The 24,103-nt window shown below is 58.5% G+C and carries 18 protein-coding genes and 2 pseudogenes; 12 read left to right on the top strand and 8 right to left on the bottom strand.

Translation table 11 applies throughout. The annotated features are described in order from the left end of the window. Nucleotides 1–6: 6 nt before the first annotated feature. The 4 genes from ACTHXA_RS02980 to ACTHXA_RS02965 all read right to left on the bottom strand — a co-directional run bounded on the left by ACTHXA_RS02980 (nucleotide 7) and on the right by ACTHXA_RS02965 (nucleotide 4,756). Nucleotides 7–987 carry an ABC transporter permease gene (locus ACTHXA_RS02980; RefSeq protein WP_441669208.1) on the bottom strand — a complete coding sequence of 327 codons (981 nt, stop codon included), beginning with the start codon at nucleotides 985–987 and terminating at the stop codon, nucleotides 7–9. Then, entirely contained in the window at nucleotides 984–1,979 is a 996-nt protein-coding gene (locus ACTHXA_RS02975; protein WP_441669206.1) for an ABC transporter permease, read from the bottom strand. Before ACTHXA_RS02975 ends, ACTHXA_RS02980 begins: the two co-directional genes overlap by 4 nt. Then, entirely contained in the window at nucleotides 1,972–3,489 is a 1,518-nt protein-coding gene (locus ACTHXA_RS02970; protein ID WP_441669204.1) for a sugar ABC transporter ATP-binding protein, read from the bottom strand. Before ACTHXA_RS02970 ends, ACTHXA_RS02975 begins: the two co-directional genes overlap by 8 nt. A gap of 115 nt (nucleotides 3,490–3,604) precedes the next feature. Further along, nucleotides 3,605–4,756 carry a sugar ABC transporter substrate-binding protein gene (locus ACTHXA_RS02965; RefSeq protein WP_441669202.1) on the bottom strand — a complete coding sequence of 384 codons (1,152 nt, stop codon included), beginning with the start codon at nucleotides 4,754–4,756 and terminating at the stop codon, nucleotides 3,605–3,607. 281 nt (nucleotides 4,757–5,037) lie between these two features. On the opposite strand from ACTHXA_RS02965, the gene ACTHXA_RS02960 reads away from it, so the two are divergent. The 4 genes from ACTHXA_RS02960 to ACTHXA_RS02945 all read left to right on the top strand — a co-directional run bounded on the left by ACTHXA_RS02960 (nucleotide 5,038) and on the right by ACTHXA_RS02945 (nucleotide 9,583). Then, nucleotides 5,038–5,925 carry a sugar phosphate isomerase/epimerase family protein gene (locus tag ACTHXA_RS02960; protein WP_441669200.1) on the top strand — a complete coding sequence of 296 codons (888 nt, stop codon included), beginning with the start codon at nucleotides 5,038–5,040 and terminating at the stop codon, nucleotides 5,923–5,925. Between the two features lie 50 nt (nucleotides 5,926–5,975). Next, nucleotides 5,976–7,184: an MFS transporter gene (locus tag ACTHXA_RS02955; protein ID WP_441669198.1), complete on the top strand. Its 1,209-nt coding sequence runs from the start codon at nucleotides 5,976–5,978 to the stop codon at nucleotides 7,182–7,184. 73 nt (nucleotides 7,185–7,257) lie between these two features. After that, nucleotides 7,258–7,932 carry an alpha/beta fold hydrolase gene (locus tag ACTHXA_RS02950; RefSeq protein WP_441669196.1) on the top strand — a complete coding sequence of 225 codons (675 nt, stop codon included), beginning with the start codon at nucleotides 7,258–7,260 and terminating at the stop codon, nucleotides 7,930–7,932. 151 nt (nucleotides 7,933–8,083) lie between these two features. Continuing rightward, nucleotides 8,084–9,583, top strand: coding sequence for a CoA-acylating methylmalonate-semialdehyde dehydrogenase (locus ACTHXA_RS02945; RefSeq protein ID WP_441669194.1), 1,500 nt, complete (start codon nucleotides 8,084–8,086; stop codon nucleotides 9,581–9,583). 813 nt (nucleotides 9,584–10,396) lie between these two features. On the opposite strand, the gene ACTHXA_RS02940 is transcribed toward ACTHXA_RS02945, so the two are convergent. The 3 genes from ACTHXA_RS02940 to ACTHXA_RS02930 all read right to left on the bottom strand — a co-directional run bounded on the left by ACTHXA_RS02940 (nucleotide 10,397) and on the right by ACTHXA_RS02930 (nucleotide 13,835). Further along, nucleotides 10,397–11,614 carry a HipA domain-containing protein gene (locus tag ACTHXA_RS02940; RefSeq protein WP_441669192.1) on the bottom strand — a complete coding sequence of 406 codons (1,218 nt, stop codon included), beginning with the start codon at nucleotides 11,612–11,614 and terminating at the stop codon, nucleotides 10,397–10,399. Next, nucleotides 11,607–12,251 carry a hypothetical protein gene (locus ACTHXA_RS02935; RefSeq protein WP_441669190.1) on the bottom strand — a complete coding sequence of 215 codons (645 nt, stop codon included), beginning with the start codon at nucleotides 12,249–12,251 and terminating at the stop codon, nucleotides 11,607–11,609. Before ACTHXA_RS02935 ends, ACTHXA_RS02940 begins: the two co-directional genes overlap by 8 nt. 69 nt (nucleotides 12,252–12,320) lie before the next feature. Continuing rightward, nucleotides 12,321–13,835 (bottom strand): PucR family transcriptional regulator, encoded by a 1,515-nt coding sequence (locus ACTHXA_RS02930; protein ID WP_441669188.1) that lies wholly within the window; start codon nucleotides 13,833–13,835, stop codon nucleotides 12,321–12,323. 226 nt (nucleotides 13,836–14,061) lie between these two features. Between ACTHXA_RS02930 and ACTHXA_RS02925 the strand changes: the two genes are divergently transcribed. Then, complete coding sequence (locus tag ACTHXA_RS02925; RefSeq protein ID WP_441669186.1) at nucleotides 14,062–15,381, top strand: aspartate aminotransferase family protein; 1,320 nt, start codon at nucleotides 14,062–14,064, stop codon at nucleotides 15,379–15,381. A 158-nt stretch (nucleotides 15,382–15,539) separates the two neighbouring features. Here the strand turns inward: ACTHXA_RS02925 and ACTHXA_RS02920 are convergent, their stop codons facing one another. Further along, the gene (locus ACTHXA_RS02920; protein WP_441669184.1) at nucleotides 15,540–15,992 is read right to left on the bottom strand and encodes a VOC family protein; all 453 of its coding nucleotides are present in this window, start codon (nucleotides 15,990–15,992) and stop codon (nucleotides 15,540–15,542) included. Nucleotides 15,993–16,351: 359 nt separating this feature from the next. On the opposite strand from ACTHXA_RS02920, the gene ACTHXA_RS02915 reads away from it, so the two are divergent. The 7 genes and pseudogenes from ACTHXA_RS02915 to ACTHXA_RS02885 form a co-directional block, all read left to right on the top strand. Further along, nucleotides 16,352–17,650, top strand: coding sequence for a M24 family metallopeptidase (locus ACTHXA_RS02915; RefSeq protein WP_441669182.1), 1,299 nt, complete (start codon nucleotides 16,352–16,354; stop codon nucleotides 17,648–17,650). 59 nt (nucleotides 17,651–17,709) lie between these two features. Continuing rightward, a complete protein-coding gene (locus ACTHXA_RS02910; RefSeq protein ID WP_441669180.1) occupies nucleotides 17,710–18,768 on the top strand; it encodes a LacI family DNA-binding transcriptional regulator in 1,059 nt (352 codons plus the stop codon). Nucleotides 18,769–18,945: 177 nt separating this feature from the next. Then, nucleotides 18,946–19,509, top strand: a pseudogene (locus tag ACTHXA_RS02905) (IS1634 family transposase); the annotation flags it as partial. Nucleotides 19,510–19,671: 162 nt separating this feature from the next. Then, entirely contained in the window at nucleotides 19,672–20,922 is a 1,251-nt protein-coding gene (locus tag ACTHXA_RS02900) for a tyrosine-type recombinase/integrase (RefSeq protein WP_441669178.1), read from the top strand. Beyond that, the gene (locus ACTHXA_RS02895; RefSeq protein WP_441669176.1) at nucleotides 20,919–21,845 is read left to right on the top strand and encodes a tyrosine-type recombinase/integrase; all 927 of its coding nucleotides are present in this window, start codon (nucleotides 20,919–20,921) and stop codon (nucleotides 21,843–21,845) included. The genes ACTHXA_RS02900 and ACTHXA_RS02895 overlap by 4 nt, the downstream gene beginning before the upstream one ends. After that, nucleotides 21,842–22,831, top strand: a complete 990-nt coding sequence (locus ACTHXA_RS02890; RefSeq protein ID WP_441669174.1) for a tyrosine-type recombinase/integrase — start codon at nucleotides 21,842–21,844, stop codon at nucleotides 22,829–22,831. Before ACTHXA_RS02895 ends, ACTHXA_RS02890 begins: the two co-directional genes overlap by 4 nt. A 328-nt stretch (nucleotides 22,832–23,159) precedes the next feature. After that, nucleotides 23,160–24,014, top strand: a pseudogene (locus ACTHXA_RS02885) (IS1634 family transposase); the annotation flags it as partial. Nucleotides 24,015–24,103: the final 89 nt, after the last annotated feature.

Genomic DNA, 24,103 nt, shown 5'->3' with positions numbered 1-24,103 from the left:
CTGCTCCTATGCAGTTGTGTGTGCTTCTCGGAGCTTCGCGATCCGGTTTCGCCTCGCCACCCTGAGAATGATGAATTCGACAACAATCACAACCAGCAGCAGGACACCTGTGATTAATTCTGTGAAGTACGAGGCCACTCCCATAGCGGAGAGTCCAGCTGCGAGCACGACAATGATGAGAATGCCCAGGACGATATTGACTACGTTCCCTCGGCCGCCGGTAAGGCTGACGCCACCAATAAGCGCAGCTGCGACACAGGTGAGCATGACGGCACCAAAGCTGTCAGGCGTGACAGATCCGCCCTTCAGTGAAGAGAGTCCGCCTGCGAGCGCTGCGCAAAACCCGGAGATTCCGAAAGCCAAAACCATTGACCGCTTTACCGACGCACCCGCAGCGACCGCTTCATGTCGTGCACCACCTACAGCGTAGATCTCGCGCCCCCACTTGCTGTAGGTGAGGAATATACCAACAGCAACAACCACGACAATGGCGGTAATTGAGAGCGGCGAGAATACCCAGTACCGAGCGAGGAGTACGTCAGTCGCCATGTAGTTGCTGAGCATTACGGGGCCACCATTAGCGACAAGCCAGGCCACGCCTTGCAGGACGGTCAGCATTCCGACAGTGAACACCAACGAGTTGATGCCGATCTTGGCGATCAACCACCCCTGGAACAGTCCTATCAGCAGACCAATGGCCGACGCGATAGCTATGCTGGGGAATAGCCCAAGATCGCCCAGTTGTACCGCGATAACGCCAGCGAGCACCGCCTGTCCGGCAACGGAGAGATCCAGTTCGGCAGCAATCATTGTCACCGTCAGACCAGCCGTGATGATGCCGATTAGCAAGAGTCGTTCAAGCGTCGCGTAGACTGCCGAGTCTCCCCGGAATGTGGGCGCAATAAACGCCAGCGTAATCACTAGAGCAACGAAAATGCCGAGCTGTAGACCGTAATTACGCACGAGTTGTTGAGTATTGCTTTTCATCGTGCCGTCGCCTTTCGGAGCACATGGAGAACAGAAACAACGGCTACGACCAGGATCCCGACGCCAAGCAGTCGGACGCCCGTGGGCAGACCGTGGAGCAGCATAATGTTGCCGAGCGTCACGATCAGGATGGCGCCAAGAGCCGAACGCAACGGCGATCCCTCACCGCCAGAGATCGCAGATCCTCCGACGAGCACCGCAGCGATGACGTCCATGGTAAGTCCCGAGAGGTCCGCCGATTGGACCTGGCGCAGTTGAGCCGCGGAGAGGATGCCCGCAATTGTGATGCCGATCGACATCGAGAGAAATGCCCATATCGTGGTCTTTCGCACCGAAATTCCGCTCAGTTGAGCCGTACTTCGGTTCGCGCCCATCAGGTAGGTTCGCCGACCGGCCACTGTGTGTTCCATATAGAACCAGTTGATTGCGAGATATATGAGGAAGATATACACAGGCAATGGAAGCCCAAGAAAGTTCGTTAGGGCAATCCAGCTAATATCAAGTCCCTGCGGTGCGACCACCTCACCGTTGGTAAATACCGTAACGAGGCCGAACACAATAGTTCCTGCTGCCAGGGTTGTGATAATCGGGTTAAGGCCCGCGGATACGATATATCCCTGAGCAACGCCGACTACGCATAGGATAACGAGAGCGGCCAATGCACCCACCAGCACCGAACCAGTCGCACTTCCAACACTCAAAAACATTACCGCCGATAGCACCGTGGATTGGCTTGCTCCGAGCGAGAAGAAGTTTCCGGAAATTGTCACCGGAGTCATCCCAACCGCGACAATCCCGACTACGGAGGCGTTGATCAGAATTGCTCTCAAGTTATCGAAACTCATGAATCTAGGCGTGGTCAGTGCGGCGACCACGACAATCGCCAGCAATAGCAGTGGGAGTGCCCAGGTTGCGAAATGCCGCAGGGTAATCTTCTTGCTTTGAACTACCTGAACTGGAGTCGTGCGAGCTTCTTCGATCGTCTTAGTCATTGATTGCTTCCTTTCGATGCATGACTTCGCGAACGAGCTCTGGCTCAGTCCATTCGCTCCATGGTCTGATGTTGGTTTGCCGGCCCTTGTAGTAAGTAGCGATGGTGTCGCAAAGCCCGAATATTTCGTTAGTATCCGAGGAGCTCACGATGATTGCCACGCCTGCGTCGCTTAGTTCACGCAGTTGGCGATAGATCTCTGCTCGAGCGCCGACATCAACACCTCGAGTGGGTTCCTCCACGAGCAACACTCGTGGATTAATGCCGAGCCATTTACCGAGCGCAACCTTCTGCTGGTTACCCCCCGATAACGTTCCAACAGACGAGTGCATTCTCATCACGTCGATCGCGAACTGCTGCGCATTGCTGTGTGCTCGGTCTGATTCTTGCTTTGAGTTGACGATGCCAAGCGTGGCGACTGATTCGAGCCAGGCAGAGGATAGATTACGGATAATTGAAATTCCGCCGAATATGCCGTTCCGCTTCCGATCGGGAGAGCAATATGCAACGCCTTGCTCGATCCCTTTGGTACGACTGTGCAGATCCACCAATTCGCCCTGAAGCGTAACTTCGCCTCCGAGCCTGGGCTCCATTCCAGCCAAAGTCTGCATTATCGATTGCGTGCCTGACCCCAGCTGCCCTGTTAGGCCCACAATTTCACCCCGATGGACGACAATGTCGACGCTGTCTCGAAGACCGGGAGCACGCAGTGATCTGGCTTCAAGTACCGGCTCAGCGATTCCTGCAGAGCGATCCGGATACATGTGGCCCAATTGACGACCGATCATAAGTGCAATCACCTGATCGACATCCAGCGAGTCAATCTCTCGCGGCTCTGCACTGCGGCCGTTCCTAAACACCGTCACGCGATCAGCTATTTCAAAGACTTCGCCGAGCCGGTGGGTAACGTATATGACGCTGCGCCCCTCATCCGCGAGCTTCTTCACTACTTCCAACACTCGTGCAATCTCCGCATCCGAGAGTGCTGCAGTCGGTTCATCGAAAATCACGATTTTGGCGTCTCGAGCGAGCACTCGTGCAATTTCGAGCAGCTGCATTTCAGCAACAGAAAGCTCCTCGACGGCAGTGTCCGGGTTGAGGTCTTCGAGTCCGACGCGGGCCAACAGTTTGACCGCATTCTCTCGGAGCCGTCGTTTGCCCCACCAAAATGGTGCGTTCGCCTGTCCGAGCACCAGGTTTTCTGCCACTGTCATGGTGCCCACAGTGCTGTACTCCTGCTGGACGACCGCTATCCCCGCGGCTTGCGAGAGCCCATTAGTCGTAATGTCCGCAGCTTTGCCGTCAATCGTGATCTTGGCACCGGGGTCAGGCCGAACCAGTCCCGAGATGATCTTTACGATCGTGCTCTTTCCAGCACCATTTTCTCCGAGCAACGCCATCACCTCGCCAGCACGGAGTTCAAACCGAACATCAGCGAGCGCTTTGATAGCGCCATAGGTCTTGGAAGCGTTCTCTATCAAAAGCCGAAAAGGCGCTTGTTCTTCGTACATTGCGTATTCCTCATCGAGTATCTCTTTACGCTGATCGAGGCGGGTTCCCTGGGGACTGGGCGCGGTGCGATTGCACGCCTCTACCCAATCCCCACGGGCATCGCCTCAAAATCGACTATTTGACGAGTTCTTCGATCGTCATGTCCCAGATCAAGAAGTCGTCATACGTTTCCTGAGTCACCGGCGGGTTCATAATGAATGTGGTGGTGGCAGGCGGAACCATTTCAAGTTCGGGCTTCGATTCGTCCGCCTCGATCGTCACTTCCTCTTCGACGACCTCGCCAGTAGCAAGGAACTGCGCGGCAACTCGGACAACGAGCATTCCCTCGATTACCGGTGACTGGATGACCGCCGAGTGGATCTTGCCTTCTTGGAGTGGAGCTTTGTCGCCGGAATAGTCGCCGGCAATCACGATGACGTCTTCACCTGGAGTGAGGCCATTTTGTTCAAGCGCCTGGACGACCCCGGCAGCAGAATTGTTGTTCTGCGCATACACGAAGTCAATTCCTTCTGCTTTAAACCGTGGGATCACCTGACTTGCCGACTCATACCCGGCCTGTGCATCCGTAGTCGTGAGCGGTTCCACGATCAATTCGTTGAAGGCACCATCAGTCGCCTCGACGAATGCATCGTGGCGGTCATCGCCCGCAACGTAACCGGTCGGGAACCTAAATTCAATAATGTTCGGCTTCCCATCCGGCCCACTGAACTCCACGCCCGCCTCTTCTTGCGCGCCGATCGCTTCGAGCGCGCTCATCCCAGCTTGCTGTCCGATGCCCCAGTCGCTCACACCCGCATAAGCGGTCACAAACTCCTGTGCGTCCTCCTGCACTCCCTGATTGAACTGGAAAACAGGAGCGTCTTGAGCCAGCAGTCGAATCGAGTTGGTCGCCGCTTCCGCCGCAGACGGCCAGAACAGATAGGCCGCGGCCTCTTGCCCAGTGGCAAGCCACTCTTGAACTTGCTGATCCTGCTCAGTTTGGTCGAAGTTGTTCTCGAACGACTTGACTTCGAAGTTGAGCTCAGCCGCCTCCTGCTCGATGGAGTCGAGGTTGGCTGCCATATAAACGTTCGAAGTCGTTGGCATGAACACAACAAGCGTCTGCCCCTCCCCGTCCAGCGACCCGGTCCCTTCGAGATCACTGGCGGGCCCGCTTTCCTGGGCACCACCACCGCCACAGCCCGCTAGGCCGAAGACCAACCCAGCTGTAATTGCAGCTGTGCCGAGCTTCTTCCAGAGGTGTCTACCTCGTAAGTGAATTCCCATAATCATTGCTCCTTTGCAAATTGCGAACGGCCCGCTGCCTTAGGGCCAAGACCAACAGCCTCACGTAGCTTGCCCATCGGACCGGCGAACAGGGCTACTTTCACATAAATCAGCACTGAACACAATCCCAAATGCTAACGTTTGTATCTCACGACTCCCTCAGCTGCTAACGATTGCAACCATTGATTTGTTCGTTTACACTTAACACTCCAACACAAAGGTGTCCGCCCCAGAACGGCCCCGAGTAGAGCCGCCTCGACAATGAAGTAACGGAGTGACTGATGAGCAAGGACTTTCCCCCACGGCTTCTACCGACAAGCTGGTCTTCTGCTGGCAACGTCGTGCCTCAAAGCGTCGACGAGCGGAGTCCCCTCCCCTTGCTCGACAGAATTCGCGCTGCTTCAGCCACGGGATGGTCGGGATTTGGCATGGTGCACGCCGATCTAATGGAGCATCAAAGAACCCAGTCCCTTGCCGATTTGAAGTCCATGCTCAATGACCATGGTCTCGACCACGTTGAACTGGAATTTCTCGGTGACTGGTGGGCAGACGATGATCGCCGTTCTGCGTCCGATCAGACGCGGAGGGAACTCTTCCATGCCGCTGAGGTTCTCGACGCGAAAACAGTGAAAATCGCTCCAGAGACCTCGAACGCACCTGTAAACCCCGATGTGTTCGCCATTGAATTCGATCGTATTGCCACCGAGGCCGCGCAGCACGGATGTCGCGTCGCACTAGAGACGCTCCCCTTCGCAACGAATATGAGCACCATTGAAGAAGGCATCGATCTTGTTACCCAAGTCGCAAATCCGGCGGGAGGGCTTTGCGTCGATATTTGGCACGTTGCACGTGGGGGCTCTGACTACTCAATCATCTCAAAGACTCTGCCCGCAGAATACATTGTTGTCGTCGAGCTTGACGATGCGGCGGTGGAACCGATTGGGACGCTGTGGGAAGATACAGTCTACCGACGACTACTCCCTGGCACGGGTGCATTCGACGTGCCCGAGTTCATCAATGTCATACGTTCCACCGGGTATGACGGCATCTGGGGTGTGGAGATTCTCTCAAGAGAGCACCGGGTGGCCCCGCTTCACGAGTCGCTTGAATCGACCATGCAGGCAACGCTGCACTGCTTCGAAGAGGCCAACGCTAGGCGCCAGTGCTAGTTCCTCTCGAGCCGACGACACTCCGGCCATAAAATTAACAAGAGACCCTAGTGGACGGACCTCAACGTACAGCGAATCGATTAGGCTCAATTGTATTGACCATCGGGCTAGTTCTCGGCTCATTTGGTATCGGTGCAAGTGAGTTCCTCGTAATGGGCCTGCTACCGCAAATCGCTACAGATCTCGCACCCGACCTATTCGCTTCAGACCCCGAATTCGGCATTGCAGTGACCGGAGGAATGGTCTCGGGATACGCCCTAGGTGTGGCGGTCGGGATGATCGTCTCACCACTGCTATTGAGACGCCTCTCAGAGCGACACTCGCTCATCGTGTGCGCAGCCTCGATGTTGTGCCTTACTTTATTCACTTCTATTAGCCCCAATCTCGCTGTCGGCATTGCGCTGCGATTTATTTCGGCGCTAACTCACGCCGCATACGTCGGGTCGGCGGCGTTGGTCGTTTCCCGCCTACTTGGGTCTAATCATCACGGCCGCGGCGCGGCCGTAGTTGTCGGAGGACTTACGGGGGCAACGTTCCTCGGTGTCCCTGTCTTGACCGCGCTAGGGTCCAGCGGTGACTGGCGCATCTCACTCACGATATGCGCTGCGTTGTTTATTGGCCCCATTGCGGTTCTGCTTCTCGTAAGTCCCCCCGCCCATGCGTCTTCAGCAACGGCGACAGTCGACAGCGTAAAGCGAAGTCGCATTGTTGTAGCTCTGCTTGCTGCAGTCACCCTAATTAACTGCGGCGGTTTCGCCATAGTAACGTTCACGGCTCCAATAGGTGCATGGTTACAGGGCCCCCATCCGCTCATTTCTGTTCCGCTCCTAATGCTCCTTTTCGGTGTGGGCATGAACATTGGGAATTTCGCCGGTGGTTGGATCGCAGATCGGTCCGCGAATCTTGCTATGAGCCTTGCCGGTTTCAGCGGACTGGTCAGTTCCGTTCTCATCAGCTTTCCTTCAGCCATCGGAGTCTCGGCTGCGCTGGGGGTTCTTTTTACAGGACTCGCGTTGGGCCTCGTCACACCCGCCGCACAGGTTTTATATTTACGCACGCTTGGCCATCGCCCCAGGCTCGCTGCGACTCTCGCGTCAGGCACTGCAAATCTCGGCAGTTTTCTTGGCGCCATCGTCGGCGGCACGGCATTGAGCATCGGAGGTCCAGGAGCAATGGGGATGCTGGTCGCGCTCATCTTTAGCGTTGGGCTACTCCTGCACGCGTACCGCTGCTTCCGCCAACGAAGCCACAAGACCTAACAGGCGCAGAGAGCAGCGACGTTGCAGATATGAGTAGAGCATATGGCCAGGAACTCTGAGGCAGAATGAAGTGATGAGTGCCATACCCGTCGAATTCCTCCACGGCCTCGGCCAATCACCCAGTGACTGGGACGCCGTCGTCGCAAGCTTGCCAGAGTGGATTGATCCTGCGGCGACCACCATTCCTTCCATGAGCGCACCGGCACACAAGCCGTTTTCGCTCGATGACGCGGCCCGCTGGGTGCTCGCCGATGTTGCCGATCGCAGTGAGGAGCCCGCGATACTCGTCGGGCTCTCGCTCGGAAGCCAGGTCGCCATCCGTGCGGCGGCGCTGGAGCCCGGGCTCGTGTCGGGGCTCATCCTTTCGGCACCACTGGCCCGACCCCCGAAGGTAATGTTCAAGCTTCAGCGTGCCATGATGAGCGTGCTGCCCGAGAAAGCAGTAGCCGGTCGCCCCATAGAAGAGGGCGGCTCGGGACTCACCAAAGAAGACATCCTTCGCGTGCTCGAAACCTTCACCGACTTCGATCTGCGGCCGGAACTTTTCCAGATCCAATGCCCCACACTGGTCGTGGTCGGCGGTAATGACCGAATGAACCACAAGTCTTCGGGCGAAGTGGTGGAGTCGATGCGGGATGCGAATCTCCAGATCATTCCCGGCGCGGGCCACGAGTGGAATCGGACGCATCCGGAGCAGTTTGCCGGAGTGGTGACCAACTGGATCCGCGCGAACTTCAGCGCATCCTAAGCTTTAAACCTCGCCCTAATCGGGTCTTTCGCGAGCATCTGCCAAACTGGCAAACTTTGTTAGGACATTTCGACAGATAGCCAGTGCATCCGACTTGCCTACCGCCGTATCGTCGCTCACGTACCAACATTCGCCACGCGAAAGGACTCACATGAGCGACCTCCCCATCCTTGGTCACTGGATCAACGGAGTCGAGCAGGCGCCTGCAGATGCACGCACCTCGGCCGTATTCGACCCCGCACTCGGTGTTGAGACCAAGCGCGTCGTACTCGCCGAGCAGGCACAGGCAGACGAAGCTGTCGCCAATGCACACGCCGCATACCTCGAGTGGCGCGACGTTTCGCTCGCGCGCCGCACCGCAATCATCTTCAAGTTCCGCGAACTGCTCAATGAGCGTAAGAACGAGCTCGCTGAAATTATCACCTCCGAGCACGGCAAGGTTCTCGACGACGCACTCGGCGAAATCTCGCGCGCGCAGGAAGTCGTCGAATACGCCTGTGGCATCACGAGCCACCTCCGCGGCCACTTCTCAGAGCAGGTCTCGACCGGCTTCGACATTCACTCGGTGCAGCAGCCCATCGGTGTTGCCGCAATCATCTCCCCCTTCAACTTCCCCGCGATGGTGCCGGGCTGGTTCTTCCCGATCGCAATCGCCGCGGGTAACTCGGTAGTGCTCAAGCCTTCCGAGAAGGACCCGTCGGCTGCAAACTGGTTCGGTCAGCTCTGGAAGGAAGCCGGACTTCCCGACGGCGTCTTCAACGTCCTGCACGGCGACAAGGTGGCGGTGGATGCACTTCTCACCCACGAGGATGTCGCTTCGGTTTCGTTCGTGGGTTCGACCCCGATCGCGAAGTACGTTTACGAGACCGGTACCGCCCACGGCAAGCGCGTGCAAGCGCTCGGTGGCGCGAAGAACCACATGCTCGTGCTCCCCGACGCAGACCTCGACCTCGTTGCCGACTCGGCAATCAACGCGGGCTTCGGCTCAGCCGGTGAACGCTGCATGGCGATCTCGGTTGTTGTCGCCGTTGAGCCGGTTGCCGATGACCTCATCGAGAAGGTCGTCGAGCGTATGGGCACCCTCCGCGTGGGCGATGGCCGCCGCGGCTGCGACATGGGGCCGCTCGTCACCAAACAGCACCGCGACAAGGTCGCCGGCTACATCGACGTTGCGATCGAAGACGGCGCCAAGGTTGTCGTTGACGGCCGCGGCATCGAGGTCGACGGCGATGAGAACGGCTTCTGGCTCGGACCGACCCTGATCGACCAGGTCCCCACCACCTCGAAGGTCTACACCGAAGAAATCTTCGGCCCGGTCCTCGCCGTGGTGCGTGTGAAGTCCTACGAAGAGGGCGTCGAGCTCATCAACTCGGGTGCATTCGGTAACGGTACTGCGATCTTCACGAATGATGGTGGCGCAGCTCGCCGCTTCCAGCGCGAGATCGAGGTCGGCATGGTCGGCATCAACGTGCCGATCCCGGTACCCATCGCAACCTACTCCTTCGGTGGCTGGAAGCAGTCGCTCTTCGGCGACACCAAGGCACACGGTGCCGAAGGCGTGAAGTTCTTCACGCAGCAGAAGGCAATCACCACGCGCTGGCTCGACCCGAGCCACGGCGGCCTGAACCTCGGCTTCCCGCAGAACGACTAGTGCTTTAGCCCCGAGATTTCGGTCTTGGATGCTGGCCCGGGTTGGTAGCTACGGCTGCCGACCCGGGTTTTTGCTGTTTGGGGGCTGCCCACCACCGGCCGCCGCCCACCTGCCATCCGCACGACTGCCGTCCCGACCCTCATCCGCCCACTCACCCGCTGCCAGAATTGCCGTGCCGGGGCGTTCAGGGGGTATATCCACCTCAAGGGTGCACGGGTACGCCAAATATTTCAGCGCACCACACCTGCCCAGTTTGAACAGGCCGAAGGGTTACCAGAATGCCCTGCTTGAACCGGCCTTCTGGTTGCCAGTATTGGCGTGCCGGGGCGTTCAGGGGGTATATCCACCTCATGGGTGCTCGGGTACGCCAATTCTTTCAGCGCGATTCGAAGTGAGTGATGAGAGCCGGTCGAAATGCGGGAGGCGAGCCGGTCGAGGTGAGTGATCAGGGCGATTCGATGTGGGTGATACCGACTTCACCGTCGAAGTCTGAGAACCGGAACTCCGTGACGGTGTTGCCAGGGTTCGAGAACTCGGCGACGTCCAAGGTGCACGTCTCACCATCGGAATAGGTGAGCCGATCTACTGCCAAACCGTTCAGCGCGGCTCAGCGTGTACGCGGTCGTAGGCGTTCCTGACGCGCCAAAATTCCGGTGTCACGCTCTTCCACTGCGCGCCGTTCTCAAGGATCAGCAACTCAACCGTGTGCTGCACAGGTGCTCGACCCAGGTCGCGGCCGCGTCGACAACTGGACCTGGCGGAGCCTCGACGCTTGCCTGACCGCATCCATCAATAATGGAGCGTCGACCTATTTCACGCAGCCCCGGACTGCCGCGCCGCTGCTCGAAGAATCTGGTCAAGACCAACACGAGAGACGCGTGGATGATCGATCACTCCCAGAGTTGATTCAACGTGCTCTTGGACGCCTGCGGCAACTTCACGCACGGTGGATGACACACGATCTGGATCTAGTCCCGAGTCTTCTGCAGATTCAATCCAATCACTTGGCGTCACGCTTACGAACTGATCCGTCCAGCCGACGGGCATGGCAAGCGCCTGGTCGTACTGGGCAAAGAATACGATCGGGATCGAGTCGTAGAGGGGACTCAACGTAATGTCTCGACCATCAAACTGGATGGAATAGTTCTTGCCGTGCGCATCCGCATTACCAATGATCGAGTTGAACGCGTACTGCCGGTAAAACTCGTAACCAAGCTCGTCGCTTCCCGAGTTGTCTCGAAGCAACCGAACGACATCGTCCGTATGGACCAGGTATTTCTCAGAAGTTGGCCTCCCAAGTGCCTGCACCATGTCTTCGCTATGAGTCCGCGACACCGTACCGTCTGAATTCCGATTCCGATCGAACCTTTCGATTATGTAGGTCGTCTCGCCCGCAAAGGCTTCTTGGCGCGCATCGGTGACACGGAGCCCTACCCGTTTTGCGAGTTGGATGGTCGCGCACTCTATGAGCTCTAGGCCAGAGTGGTCAGCACTCTCGGGTTTCAGAATGTGTGTGGATGGAGTCGCCGCGTCAGACCAAAAGTCGCCAAAGGTCGTTCGAGCAAGCGCGAACTTTGATTGCGCGCCAGCAAGCGAGAATCGAGGCGGCGGTCCACTCTTCACATACCCGGTACCTCCTCGATGAATCTGCTGGATGCGGTCTGCCACGTCTTCTTCGAAGGCTCGGCTTGCGTACCCTTCAATTCGTGCGGGACCATCTTCATCCGGGTGCAAGACCACGCCACCTTGGAGGTCCCCACCGATGGCAGTCAACAGATCCCAGTAGTTCGAGCTTTCGGCTGCTGTGATAATCCGGATCTGTTCACGCGCAGCCTGGTTTTCAGGAAGAAGCCCATCGAGATAGTTACGAGCAGCCAAGTCGGAAGGCTGCTCCCCTTGCTTAAGCGAGAGCGAGATATCGGTCTCAGCGTTAGCTGCATATACGAAGTGAGGATTGAGTGCAGTCGCTGCACGCTCAAACCGGCCGACGTATGCACCGCAAATCCATGCATGCAGCACATTGCTAGACATTGGCGGCCTTCCGTGGAAGCTCAATTTTGGATACCTGCAGTCCCATGGATGACAACACCTGCTGCAGTTGAGGCATCGCCACCGCCGAGCGATTCCCGCGCTCAAGCTGACGAATCTGCGTCTTGGTCAGCCACTGCTCCGTAGCTGCGCGATAGCTTTCCTCCCCCAGTAGCGCCCGCGAATCGAGCATTACCCGTGCGAGGTCCGCACTCGACCGAATGAACAGTCGATGTCGGACTTGGAGCACCTCCCGTACTTGAACGTCGAAACCTCTCAATGCTGCACGAATGATCGCGGCACCGCCGATGCCATCGGAAGCCTGCGATCCCGCAAAATACTGCCGAATCAACGCCGCTGGATTCTCAGCATCCTGCAGTTTCCGTACTCGCTCGGCCAGCCGCGCACGACGAGTACCGTTCACATGCAGCAAAGACCGCGTATTGAAGTAGGCGATGAGATCAGCCTGCGAGGTTGGAGACAGCGGGCGTTGTGACCTCGACTGTCTCGCAGAACCTGATTCAACCACCCAACTGCCACCGAACTTTCGGGCAGGAATTCGACCATTCCGCGCTAGTTCACGAGCACGCTGGACCGAGATACCCTCCTTCTCGGCATACTCTGCAATGGTGATTGCCATATCACAAGTGTTTCCCCACATACTTCGAAAGTCAAGTGTTATGACATCATGCACTAAGTTGATGAGCCCCTAATCAGCCAACTCCAGCGCCAACCAAAGCTCCGCCCGCGCACTGAATGACTCCAGATCGAGCCCCGTGATCTCCTGCACGAGCGCGATCCGCGAGCGCAGGGTGTGCCGGTGCATCCCGAGTTCGCGCGCGGCCGGATCCCACGCGCAGTTGTGTTCGTACCACGCGCGCAGCGCGGCCATCAGCTCTTCCGAGTCAGGTCGTGCGCGCAGCCCCACAAGGATACGCTCCGCCAATACCCGACCATCCGCAGCGTCGAGCCACGAGAGCATCCCTCGTTCAGCCAACCGCTCAAAGTCGACGATCTCGCCCGAATGGTCAGCGCGCCGGACGGCGTGCTGCGCGTTCTCGCGACCAAGGGGAATGTCCCGAACTCCGACCGGCCCCGAGATGCCCGCACGCAGCCCCTCCCGAGCGACAAACTCGAGCGGCGCATCCGTATTCGAGGGATACAAGACCAGCAGCTCATCGCCGATCCGCGCAAATGCCACCTCGACGGTGGTCGCAATGAGCTCGAGTTCGTTGAGAATGTGCCCCCAGTCGGTCGTTCCGCGCACCACGGCAACCCGGATTCGCCCTTGCGGCGACCACGTGTTCATGTCCCGCAGGGCCCGCGCCGCCGCATCCGTCGACCCCGCGAGATACAGCTCCATTACCCCGGTTCGCAAGCCGCGTCGGGCATCGTCGAGTGCGCGGCTCTGTTCGATTGAGATGGATGCGATTCCCACGACACTCGCGACCAGGTCGACTCCCGCGGGGTCGAGCGGCAGCGCGGTCCCAATCGCGAGGACGCCGCGGAGTCGGTCGGCCTGCCCAATGGTTTGCAGCGTGATGGCACTCTCGCTATCGCTGAGGTTTGTTGCCGCTCGGCGACCGCCCCGCAATTGCGCCGCGACCGCTTCCTCGAGTTCTTCCCGAACCTCAACCGGGACGGTGCGTTTGGTTCGCACCGGCACGCGCTGCCCGATTGCGTCGTAGAGCGCGACCCAGCATCCGAGCTGCGACTCGAGTTCGCGAAGCGTCGCAGACAACCCATCCGGCCGCAGCGTTGCTCGCCCGACGGCTCGCTGCGCGCGAATCGACCACTGCAGGCTGGTGTTTCGTTCTTCGGCGATGGCGTCGGCCACGCGTCGAATCACCCGAATAAACGGTGTGGATGAGGGCACCAGGATGAGCGGAAGCCTCGCCTCGGCGCAGGCGGTCACGAGTTCGCGCGGCACCGACTGATGCACCACGTTGACCGCGAAGCCAAGGGCGATGATGCCGGTGCGTTTGAGACGCTCGGCATAGGCCTTGGCGTCCTCCGCAAAGCTGCCCGGCGCATCCTGAACCTTGGGGAACTGACCACCGTCGGTCAGCAGCAGCTGCCCCGCTTCGAGCCAGGGGGTGGGGTTGATGAGATCGGAAGAGTGCACCCACGAGATTTCAGCATCGAGCTGTTCGGCGCTCGCCGGATCGCCGGGGAGTAGCCGCAGCCCAAAGCCAGACTCACTGAGTAGATTACGAAGGGTCATTACCACCCGCCCAGAGTATCCGAATTGGCACAAACCCACGCGTAGATCGCCAATTCGGCACTGGAAGATCCGAGCAAATCACCGGAAGCTTAGGCGAGGCGAATGGCCGCGGTCGAAGAGTTCGCCCTCGAGACAGAACTCACCGACACGGAACGTACCGTGAAGCAGTTCGCTGAAATACCAAGCACCGGGACACCGTCAAGCAAGTCGAGACAAGGGAGCCGATATGTCCAGCACCGTATCCACGAACGTCAGCAATGCCGAAGTGGTCAACCACGACGTCAGCAATGTGTTCCATTCCTGGTCGGCGCAGGCGAAGCTCGCACCAACCGCGATTCGGACCGGCCACGGTGCCACCGTCGAAGACTTCGAGGGCAATGAGTATCTCGACCTGTCGAGCATGCTCGTCAACGTCAATATCGGCCACCAGCACCCGCGCGTGGTGGAGGCCATCCAGCGCCAGGCGGCCGAGCTCACCACGATCGCGCCCGCTCACGCCAACCCTGCCCGCGCACGTGCGGCCGAACTCATCCTGAGCCACACCCCCGAGGGCTTCAACAAGGTGTTCTTCACGAACGGTGGTGCCGACGCGAACGAGAACGCGATCCGCATGGCGCGCCTGCACACCGGCCGCGACAAGGTGCTCTCCCAGTACCGTTCCTACCACGGCAACACGGGCGCGGCGATCGTCGCGACCGGTGACTGGCGCCGCGTTCCGAACGAATACGCAACCGGCCACGTGCACTTCTTTGGCCCCTACGCCTACCGCAGTGAGTTCTGGAGCGAGAACGAGCAGCAAGAATGCGAGCGCGCTCTGCAGCACCTCGAGCGCGTGATTCAGTCCGAGGGGCCGGAGTCGATCGCGGCGATCATCCTCGAAACGATCCCCGGCACCGCGGGGATCATGGTGCCGCCCGAGGGTTACCTCCCTGGCGTGCGCGAACTTGCCAACCGCTACGGCATCATCATGATTCTGGATGAAGTGATGGCCGGCTTTGGTCGTGCCGGCGAGTGGTTCGCGTTCGATGCCTTCGACGTTCGCCCCGATCTCATCACCTTCGCCAAGGGCGTGAACTCGGGCTACGTGCCACTCGGTGGCGTGGTGATCTCGGAAGAGATCGCAGCATCCTTCGACGAGCGCGTCTTCCCCGGCGGACTCACCTATTCGGGGCACCCGCTCGCGTGTGCATCCGCGGTCGCGTCGATGGAAGCGATGGCGGACGAGGGCATCATCGAGAATGCTCGACGAGTCGGCGAAGAGGTCATCGGTCCCGGACTTCGAGCGCTGGCGGAACGCTTCGACGTCATCGGCGAGGTGCGCGGTCGAGGTGTGTTCTGGGCAGTCGAGTTTGTGGCGGATGCGCAGACGCGCGAGCCTGTTTCGGCCGAGTTCATGGGGGCGCTCAAGAAGGCTGTACTTGATCGCGGTGCGCTGCCGTTCACGTCGGATAACCGCTTGCACTTCGTTCCTCCGTGCGTGATCACAGATGAAGAGGCGCGGCGTGGGTTGGACATTGTTGGGGAGGCGTTGGCTGCGGTGATTTAGGGCGCTCCGCATGAAGTTCACGAGGATGAATTAGCCTCGAGATGGTTGGCGCAAGCTTGGTTGAAACAGTCACCTGCAACCTGCAAGGAAAGGCTGCGGAGGGTAGCTAAAACGCAAGCAAGCTACCCTCCGCATCGACTTCGCATGAGCTGCAACACCTAGTTGTGCTTGGGCCACTGCCAGAGCTCAAGTTGGATACCGTCTGGGTCACGCAAGTAGGCCCACTTCGATCCCGCCAAGGACCCATCAATAAGAGCCACTGGCGGAGCGGAAAAAACTGCACCTTTGCTTGTCAGACTGTTATAGGCCGCGTCCATGTCGTCGACCTGGAAGCATATGTGAGTTGCCCCTATGTCTGAGTTCTGGAGGTTAAAATCTCTGCCCTCGGGCTCTTTGTACTCGAGAAACTCAATTCGCAGCGCCCCAATCTCAATCATTGAGTAGTCAAGCTGCGCACCTTCGACCTGGACTCCCGCTTCGAGGTCCGGTCCGGAATTGTGATTGATCGGCCCGGGCACGAGCCCGAACATCAGCTGATACCACTCGAATGAGCGTTTGATGTCTCGAACCGTGATACCAACATGATGTATCCCTTCGACTGTGAATGACATTGTTCCCCCCCCTTTGGATTAGCCAGTATTTCTCTTTCCGAAGATGACGCTCCGGCGAGTCAATCGGATGTCATTGCTACACCGTGAGCGGCCAATTAACTTACCGACTGTCAAATCAATCGATCCGAGATTGAGGCCAAATAGCCAAGACAGCGCGTACAGTATAACTACACAAATACTCAGCAATCTACGGCAACGCTGCCAAATTTGAACTGCAGCGCCCTAGCTGACGCCGCTCACAGGCGCCTAAATCACCGAGCAACTCATGCAACAGCAGCGATCTGCCGCCCGAATCTATCTCACCTTAAACACCGGTCCTTTGCAAACGTTCGCATTGACTGATAAGTTTTACTACACAGTTGGACACACAATCCAGTAGTTTCTATGTTGAAAGTTGGACCGTCATGCCGCACCCGAGTTCCCAGCGTGCCCTCTCCGCTCCCGGACAAATGTCGGTCGACTATGAGACCCGAGTCAACTTCGATCGTCTGCGCGACTATCGAGTAGGTCGTGCGCAGGCAGCCCTCGAAAAAAGCGAGTGCGGCGCGTTCTTGCTGTTCGATTTCTACAACATCCGATACACCACCCAGTCCTGGGTGGGAGGAGCCCTCGGCGACAAGATGATCCGGTACGCCCTGCTTACGCGTGACAGCGCTCCGCACCTATGGGATTTTGGCTCTGCGGTGAAACACCACAAACTCTATTCGCCATGGCTGCCAGAGGAACATAATCACCCCGGATTCCTGGGGTTCCGGGGAGCCGTTTCACCATCAGCTGGGCTGATGATCGATGCGGTGACACAGATCAAGGGGATTCTGACTGATCTTGGACTGCAAAACGAGCCGATTGGCGTAGACATCGTCGAACCGCCGATGCTCTTTGAGATGCAGCGTCAGGGGCTAACAGTGGTTGACGCACAGCAGCACATGCTCGACGCACGAGAAATCAAAAGTGACGACGAAATCATGCTGCTCAATCAGGCGGCCGCGATGGTTGACGGAGTGTATGTGGATATCGTCGAGGCGTTGAAGCCGGGTGTACGCGAAAGCGAGATCGTTGCACTTGCAGCGAAGAAGCTGTACGAATACGGGTCCGACCAGGTGGAAGCTATAAATGCGATCTCTGGAGAGCGTTGTAATCCGCATCCACATAATTTCACTGATCGAATTATTCGTCCTGGAGACCAGGCATTCTTCGACGTTATTCACTCATTCATGGGATATCGCACGTGTTACTACCGAACATTTAATGTCGGTAGTGCGACTGGTCCGCAGCGGTCGGCATACTCTCAAGCACGAGAGTGGATGGACAATGTCATTGCTGCTCTCAAGCCGGGTTTGGGGTCCGATGAGATAGCCGGGCTATTTCCCACCGCTGAGTCGCTCGGCTTCGACGACGAATTGTCTGCGTTTGGTCTGCAGTTTTGCCACGGACTCGGGCTCGGACTCCACGAACGTCCCATTGTCTCGAGGTTGAACAGTTACCGAGAGCCAGTTGAACTCAAAGCTGGCATGGTGTTCGCTGTTGAGACCTATTGCCCTGCCACAGATGGCTTCTCCGCTGCACGTATTGAAGAGGAAATCGTTCTTACCGAAGACGGTCCTGTAGTGATCACGAAGTATCCAGCGGACGAACTCATCGTCGCAAATCCATTTTGACTTCTAACAGCGCCGACAATGTTGAATCACATACTCATGTACCACGAAAAGGCGTACCAGTGACCGACGCTCAAGCTGCGACGTTAAGGGACGTTGCGATGCTCGCAGGAGTTCATGTCGGAACGGCATCGCGTGCGCTCAGCACGGACCAATCGGATCGAGTAAGGCCCACCACTAGGAAGCGAGTGATCGACGCGGCGAAACAACTTGGTTATCGCCCGAATGCGGTCGCGCAATCACTACGAAAAGGTTCGACTGCAACGCTTGGCGTGGTCGTTGCAGATCTTTCGAATCCGTACTTCGCGCAATTGCTACGCGGCATCGATTCTGAGGCCCAGCAACGAGGAGTCCTCCCACTCGTAGCTGAAACACACGAGGACCCCAAAAAACTACGTACGGTTATGCACCGACTTCTCACAAACCGTGTCGACGCGATTATCCTCAGTGCCGCTCATCAAACAGACGAATCTTTTATCGCTGAACTTGAAAACCAACTCCCTGTTGTCCTAGCGGTCCGCACTGTCGGTAGCGTTGAATATCCCACGAATCCAACCGTCCATCGACGTGAAGTTTTGCAGAACGATGTCGAAGGAACTCGCGCCGCGGTGAAGCACCTCGTGTCGCTCGGCCACACTCAGATTGCTCAATTGAGGGGACCCTCGGATATTTCATCGTTCGTTGACCGATGTGCTGGCTATCAGTCAGAAATGAGAAGGCACTCACAACTTGTTGATGTCTCAGACGCAACTATTGCCCAAGCAAGCACGATCCAAGAGGGATATCGGATGACATCGATGCTACTTTCACGCGATCGGACACAACAACCGACCGGTATCGTGGCCCACAACGATCTCATGGCGGTAGGTGCGCTCGACGCGATTCGAGATATGGGGCTCAGATGCCCAGAGGACGTTTCCGTCATCGGATATAACGATGCTCCACTGATCGATCATGTTTACCCCCCACTGAGCACCATCCGGCTGCCAAGTTTTGAAATCGGCAGGCAGAGCGCCCGTCTCGCATTCAGCGCGCTCGACAATCACATCACTGCACCGGTGCGAATCATGCTCATGCCAGACTTCGTGAAACGCGAGTCGACTGGACCTGCGTCATCGTGAACGATAAGTAATGGCGGCCAGATCAGTCAAAGTCCAGCCGCCATTTCTAGATCCGTAATCGACTCCTGACTTGGACCTCTAGTGCTGGTGGTTGAGTGATGATCCGCGTAATGATGCGGAAGTGGTGTCTGGATTCGTGTGTTTTGACACACTAAACCGGGCGGTAAAGTCGCTGTCATGTCCCCGTTCCTGCGCAAAGTGAAGACCGCGTCCGGCGCGACCGCGGTGCAGATCGCCAGGCGCGTGGACGGGCGCGACAAAATCATCAAGCACCTCGGCTCCGCCCACACCGACACCGAACTCGCACTGTTACTCGAAATCGGTCGACAGCAACTCGATCCCGGACAAGGTGAATTCGACCTCGACCTCCCACCAGCAGCCGCCGAACCCGGTGCAGACCAGGCAAAACCAGCCCGCCAAGGTGCGGTCATCACCGGGCACGCGTCACGCGTGTTGTGGGACACCCTGCAACACGCGTACCGGGCGTGCGGGCTCGATCGCATCAAGGATGCCGCGTTCGAACAACTCGTCCTCGCCCGCATCGTGGAACCAGCATCAAAAACCGCAACCGGCAAGATCCTGGACGAGCTCGGCGTCGATGCCGTGCACCTGTCGACCATCAAACGGTGCCTCGCGCGGATCAACGATCGTGGCTACCGCGACCTGGCATCCGAAGCCGCGTTTGAATACGCCGCGACCACCGGCGGGCTCGCGCTCGTACTCTATGACGTCACGACCTTATTATGCCGACGTCGGCATAATAAGGTTTATGCCGATGTTTCAGTTATGCCGATATCGGTGTGAATTGTCCTGATCACGTGTGGGATCGATATCCGAATTGTCGGCATAACTGAATCGATGGGTGTGACTCTTCAAATATTCCATTATTTGAAGGGACCCCTCATGGAAACAATCATGCCCACCATGATGCGTGGGCCACTGTCCGGTGTCGTCCACGACCAACTCACCACCTGGCTGGCGACCGAACACTATCGCCCGGCGATGGTCGCACAGATCCTCTCCGTCGCCAGGGGACTCAGCACCTGGATGGTCGACCACAACCTCTCCCTACCGGCAATGACGACCACTGTCTTTGAAGCATTTGCCAATGACTACGGTCCTGGAACTCCAGGACACGCACTCGTACAGCAACGACGATCAGCCCTGCGTCGCTTTCTGGTCGAGGCCGGCTACCTCAACGACTGCCCGCCCGACCGAAAACGGCCTCGTCCACCGATCGATAAACCCACCCCGCCCGTCCCGCAAATCGCGGCAAGAGAACTCGACCACTGGGGACAATGGCAGCACGACATTCGCGGTATCAGCGCCGACTGTATCCGACATCGTCGAAACTGGGTGACCGAGTTCGTCGCCTCGCTCTGTGACACTGACGAACACATTGCGTGGGAACGGTGCACGGTCTCGATGATCAACGCGTTCATCGTTACGCGTGCGCCTCGCCTTGCCGCAGCATCACAATCCTCGCTTGTCGACGCGACACGATCACTGCTGCGCTGGGCACACACCGCCGAACGAATAGATCATGACGCTGCAGCCGGGATACTCCGCCCACAAACCTCCCCCGCCACACTCCCCAAAGGCCTCACTCCCGTCCAGGTCGATATGCTCCTAGCCGCATGCCCGGAAACCAGCGTCACCGGAATCCGCGATCGTGCCGTGATCACCGTCCTCTCACGACTCGGACTGCGGGCCGGCGAAACCGCGACACTCACACTCGACGATATCCACTGGGCTACCGGACGACTCACCGTCGTGGGAAAACAACAACGCCGACTGACGCTCCCAATCCCGGACGACGTGGGACAAGCGCTAGTCAACTGGCTACGCGTTCGACCGCTCAACAGCACCGACCGGGCCGTGTTCGTGCGGCTTCGACCACCAACACACGCGCTCACCAGCGCCGGGATCTCTGACATCGTCGCTCACCGCGCCGACGCCGCAGGACTCGGCGCCGTCCACGCACACCGACTCCGACACACTGCCGCAATGCACATCATCGCTGCCGGCGGCAGGCTCCGTGAAGCACAAGAACTCCTCGGCCACGCCACCGTCACCACCACCCGAACCTATGCGCGCAGCGACATCAACTCGCTCCGCACGCTGACCGTCTCATTCGGAAAGTTGCCACAATGAACCTCCACAACCACCTCGATCACTATCTTGCGCAACGACGCGCCCTCGGGTTCCGGCTCACCATGAACGAGTATCGCCTCCGACAATTCCTGGCTTGGCTCGACCGCACCCATCCCGCTGAATCCTTCACCATCGAACACGCCATCGCCTGGGCACGAAACCAGCCAGATCTCCTCCCGTCCACCCAGTCCCAACGGCTCAGTGCCGTACGTCAATTCGCGAACTGGCTCCACGCCAACGATCTCGACGCGCCCATCATCCCGACACGTCTGCTGCCGATCGGAACCACCAGGCGCACGCCCTACATCTACTCGCAAGCCGATCTCGACCGACTCCTGGAAGCCTGCGCAACCTGTTTCCCGCACCCTCGCGTCACGATCACGATGCACACCATCATCGGGCTCCTCGCCGCCACCGGCCTGCGCATCGGCGAAACCCTGCGCCTGACCGTCCCTGACCTCGACACCACCGAACACATGCTCCTGGTTCGCGCCACGAAAACACCACGCGACCGGCTCGTGCCACTCGACCCCACCACCACGCAAACCCTCCTCAGGTACCTACGCCACCCTGCCCGACAAGCAACCAGCCCGTCGGCGACGGGCCCGATCTTCGTCAATCACCGCGGTAGCCAATTCGTCAGCGAAACCATCGAGCAACACTTCGCGGCGCTCACCGAGTCGCTCTCACTGACCCCGCCCGGCCAGCGAAGGCCCCGTCTCCACGACCTGCGCCATACCTTCGCCACCCGGCACATGATCGCGGCCTACACACACGACCGAAATCCCGCACGCACCTTGACACTGCTGACTACGTGGCTTGGGCACACCGATCCCGCACACACCTACTGGTATCTGACCGCGGTCCCCGAACTCCTCGCGGCCGCAGCCGGACGCCTCGACCATGAACAGTCGCAATCATGAACACGCTCACCACGGCACTGCAGACCTATTTCGCGGCCTTCGCGCCAACCCAACGCAATCTCTCTGACAACACCATCGCCGCCTATCGCGACACCTGGCGGCTACTACTCACATATCTCGCGACCCGAACTGGCACCACACCGAGCCAGATCGATCTCAGCGACGTGAACGCGGACAACGTCACCGCGTTCCTCGATGATCTCGAACACACCCGCGGCAATAGTATCGCCACCCGCAACGGCAGACTCTGCGCGATCCGCGCAATCCTCAGCCACGCCCTCGTCAACCAGTTGGACCATGCCGATACCATCTCCCGAGTCCTCATGATTCCATCGAAACGCGCACCGAAACCCATGCTCGAGTTCCTCACTCCCGCCGAAGTCGACGCGCTCATCACCGCTCCAGATCGCCGTCGTTGGATCGGTCGACGTGACCATGCACTCTTGGTCCTCGCGATCCAAACCGGCCTGCGCATCAGCGAACTCTGCGCGCTGACCTCTGCCGATGTGCACCTGGGCACCGCCCCGCACGTCACCTGTACCGGCAAAGGACGCCGAACCCGCAGCACCCCGCTGACCGCCACCACCCTCTGCGTGATCACCGAGTACCTCGAAGAACGAGAAACCCGGCCCGGGCACGCGCTCTTCTGCGGGCCTCACGGGGACCACCTTTCTCGCGATGCCCTCGAACATCGCCTCCGCCTGCACGTTGCTACCGCGGCACGCCAGTGCGGCACCCTGGCCGAGAAACACGTCACGATGCACACGCTGCGTCATACCACCGCGATGACTCTGCTCGCAGAAGGAGTCGACATCGCCGTGATCGCGCTCTGGCTAGGTCATCAACAGACCCATTCCACCGACGCTTACCTCCACGCCGACATGACCATCAAACAAGCCGCGATCGATCGAACACGACCACCGAACACCCCCACAGGGCGTTTCCGCCCGGAACCAGAGATCCTTGAATGGCTTTCCGGACTCTAGTTATGCCGATAACGCGGCGGTCGATCCCACACGTGATCAGGACAATTCACACCGATATCGGCATAACTGAAACATCGGCATAAACCTTATATTTTGAAGCAGAAGACGAGGACGACCTGCGCAAAGTGGGGTTCTCCAAAGAACGCCGCGTCGACCCACAAATCGTCGTCGGTCTGCTCGTGGACCGGTTTGGGTACCCGCTGGAGATCGGGTGTTTCGAAGGTGGAAGATAGGGGTATTCGGTAGCGGTGTTCCATCGAGTTGGACAAGCAAGAATCTGGCTACCAACTCCGTGGAACACCACTACCAACAACGCCTAGGTTCCATCGAAGGCAACAAAGCCGAAACCCGCACGATCGTGCCGATCCTGGAACAGTTCAAAGCCCGCCACGGACTCGACGACATTATTGTGGTCGCGGATGCGGGCATGTTCTCGAACGACAACCTGCTCGCGTTGGCAGACGCCGACTACAAGTTCATTGTGGGTTCGCGTACCAGTAAAGCGCCGCTGGATCTCGCGGACCGGTTCGAACATCGCGGTGATCTGTTCGGTGATGGTGAGATCGTCGAAACGACGACCACGCTGGGCAAACAGCGGACGAAGTGGCGGGTCGTGTACCAGTGGTCGAAGAAGCGGGTCGTGTACCAGTGGTCGAAGAAGCGGTTCGTGCGCGATAACCGTACCCTGAACCAGCAACGCAACCGTGCCCTCGCGCAAATCGCGGGTGAAAAGCCGGTCCACAAGGCCCGGTTCGTGAAGACCAGCGGTGGGCAGAAAGCCTTCGACGAGGAGACTTACGATCGTGCCCAACGCATCGCCGGGTTGAAGGGGTATGTCACGAACCTCAGTCAGGAACGGCTGGGTGGTGCCGGGGTGATCGCGGCGTATCACGATCTCTGGCACGTGGAGCAGTCGTTCCGGATGACGAAAAGCGATCTCCAGGCCCGTCCGATTTATCACCACACGCGTGACAGTATCGAAGCGCACTTGACGATCGTGTTCTGCGCGCTGGCGGTCGCCAGGCATATTCAAGCGGTCACGGGCTGGTCGATCAAGAAATTCGTTCGCGAGTTACGGCCGTTGCGTGAAGCGAGAATCGAGATCAACGGGCACGAACTGCTCGCGGTGCCCGAAGTACCGGAGGAGATCACCGAAATTCTGGCCAGGTTCAAAACACACTAAGAGAGGTCCAAGTCAGGTGAAACGCGAGTCGACTGGACCTGCGTCATCGTGAACGATAAGTAATGGCGGCCAGATCAGTCAAAGTCCAG

The sequence above is a fragment of the Gulosibacter sp. genome, assembly GCF_052090685.1.
GTDB lineage: Bacteria > Actinomycetota > Actinomycetes > Actinomycetales > Microbacteriaceae > Gulosibacter.
This window is presented reverse-complemented; position numbering and strand designations above follow the sequence as displayed.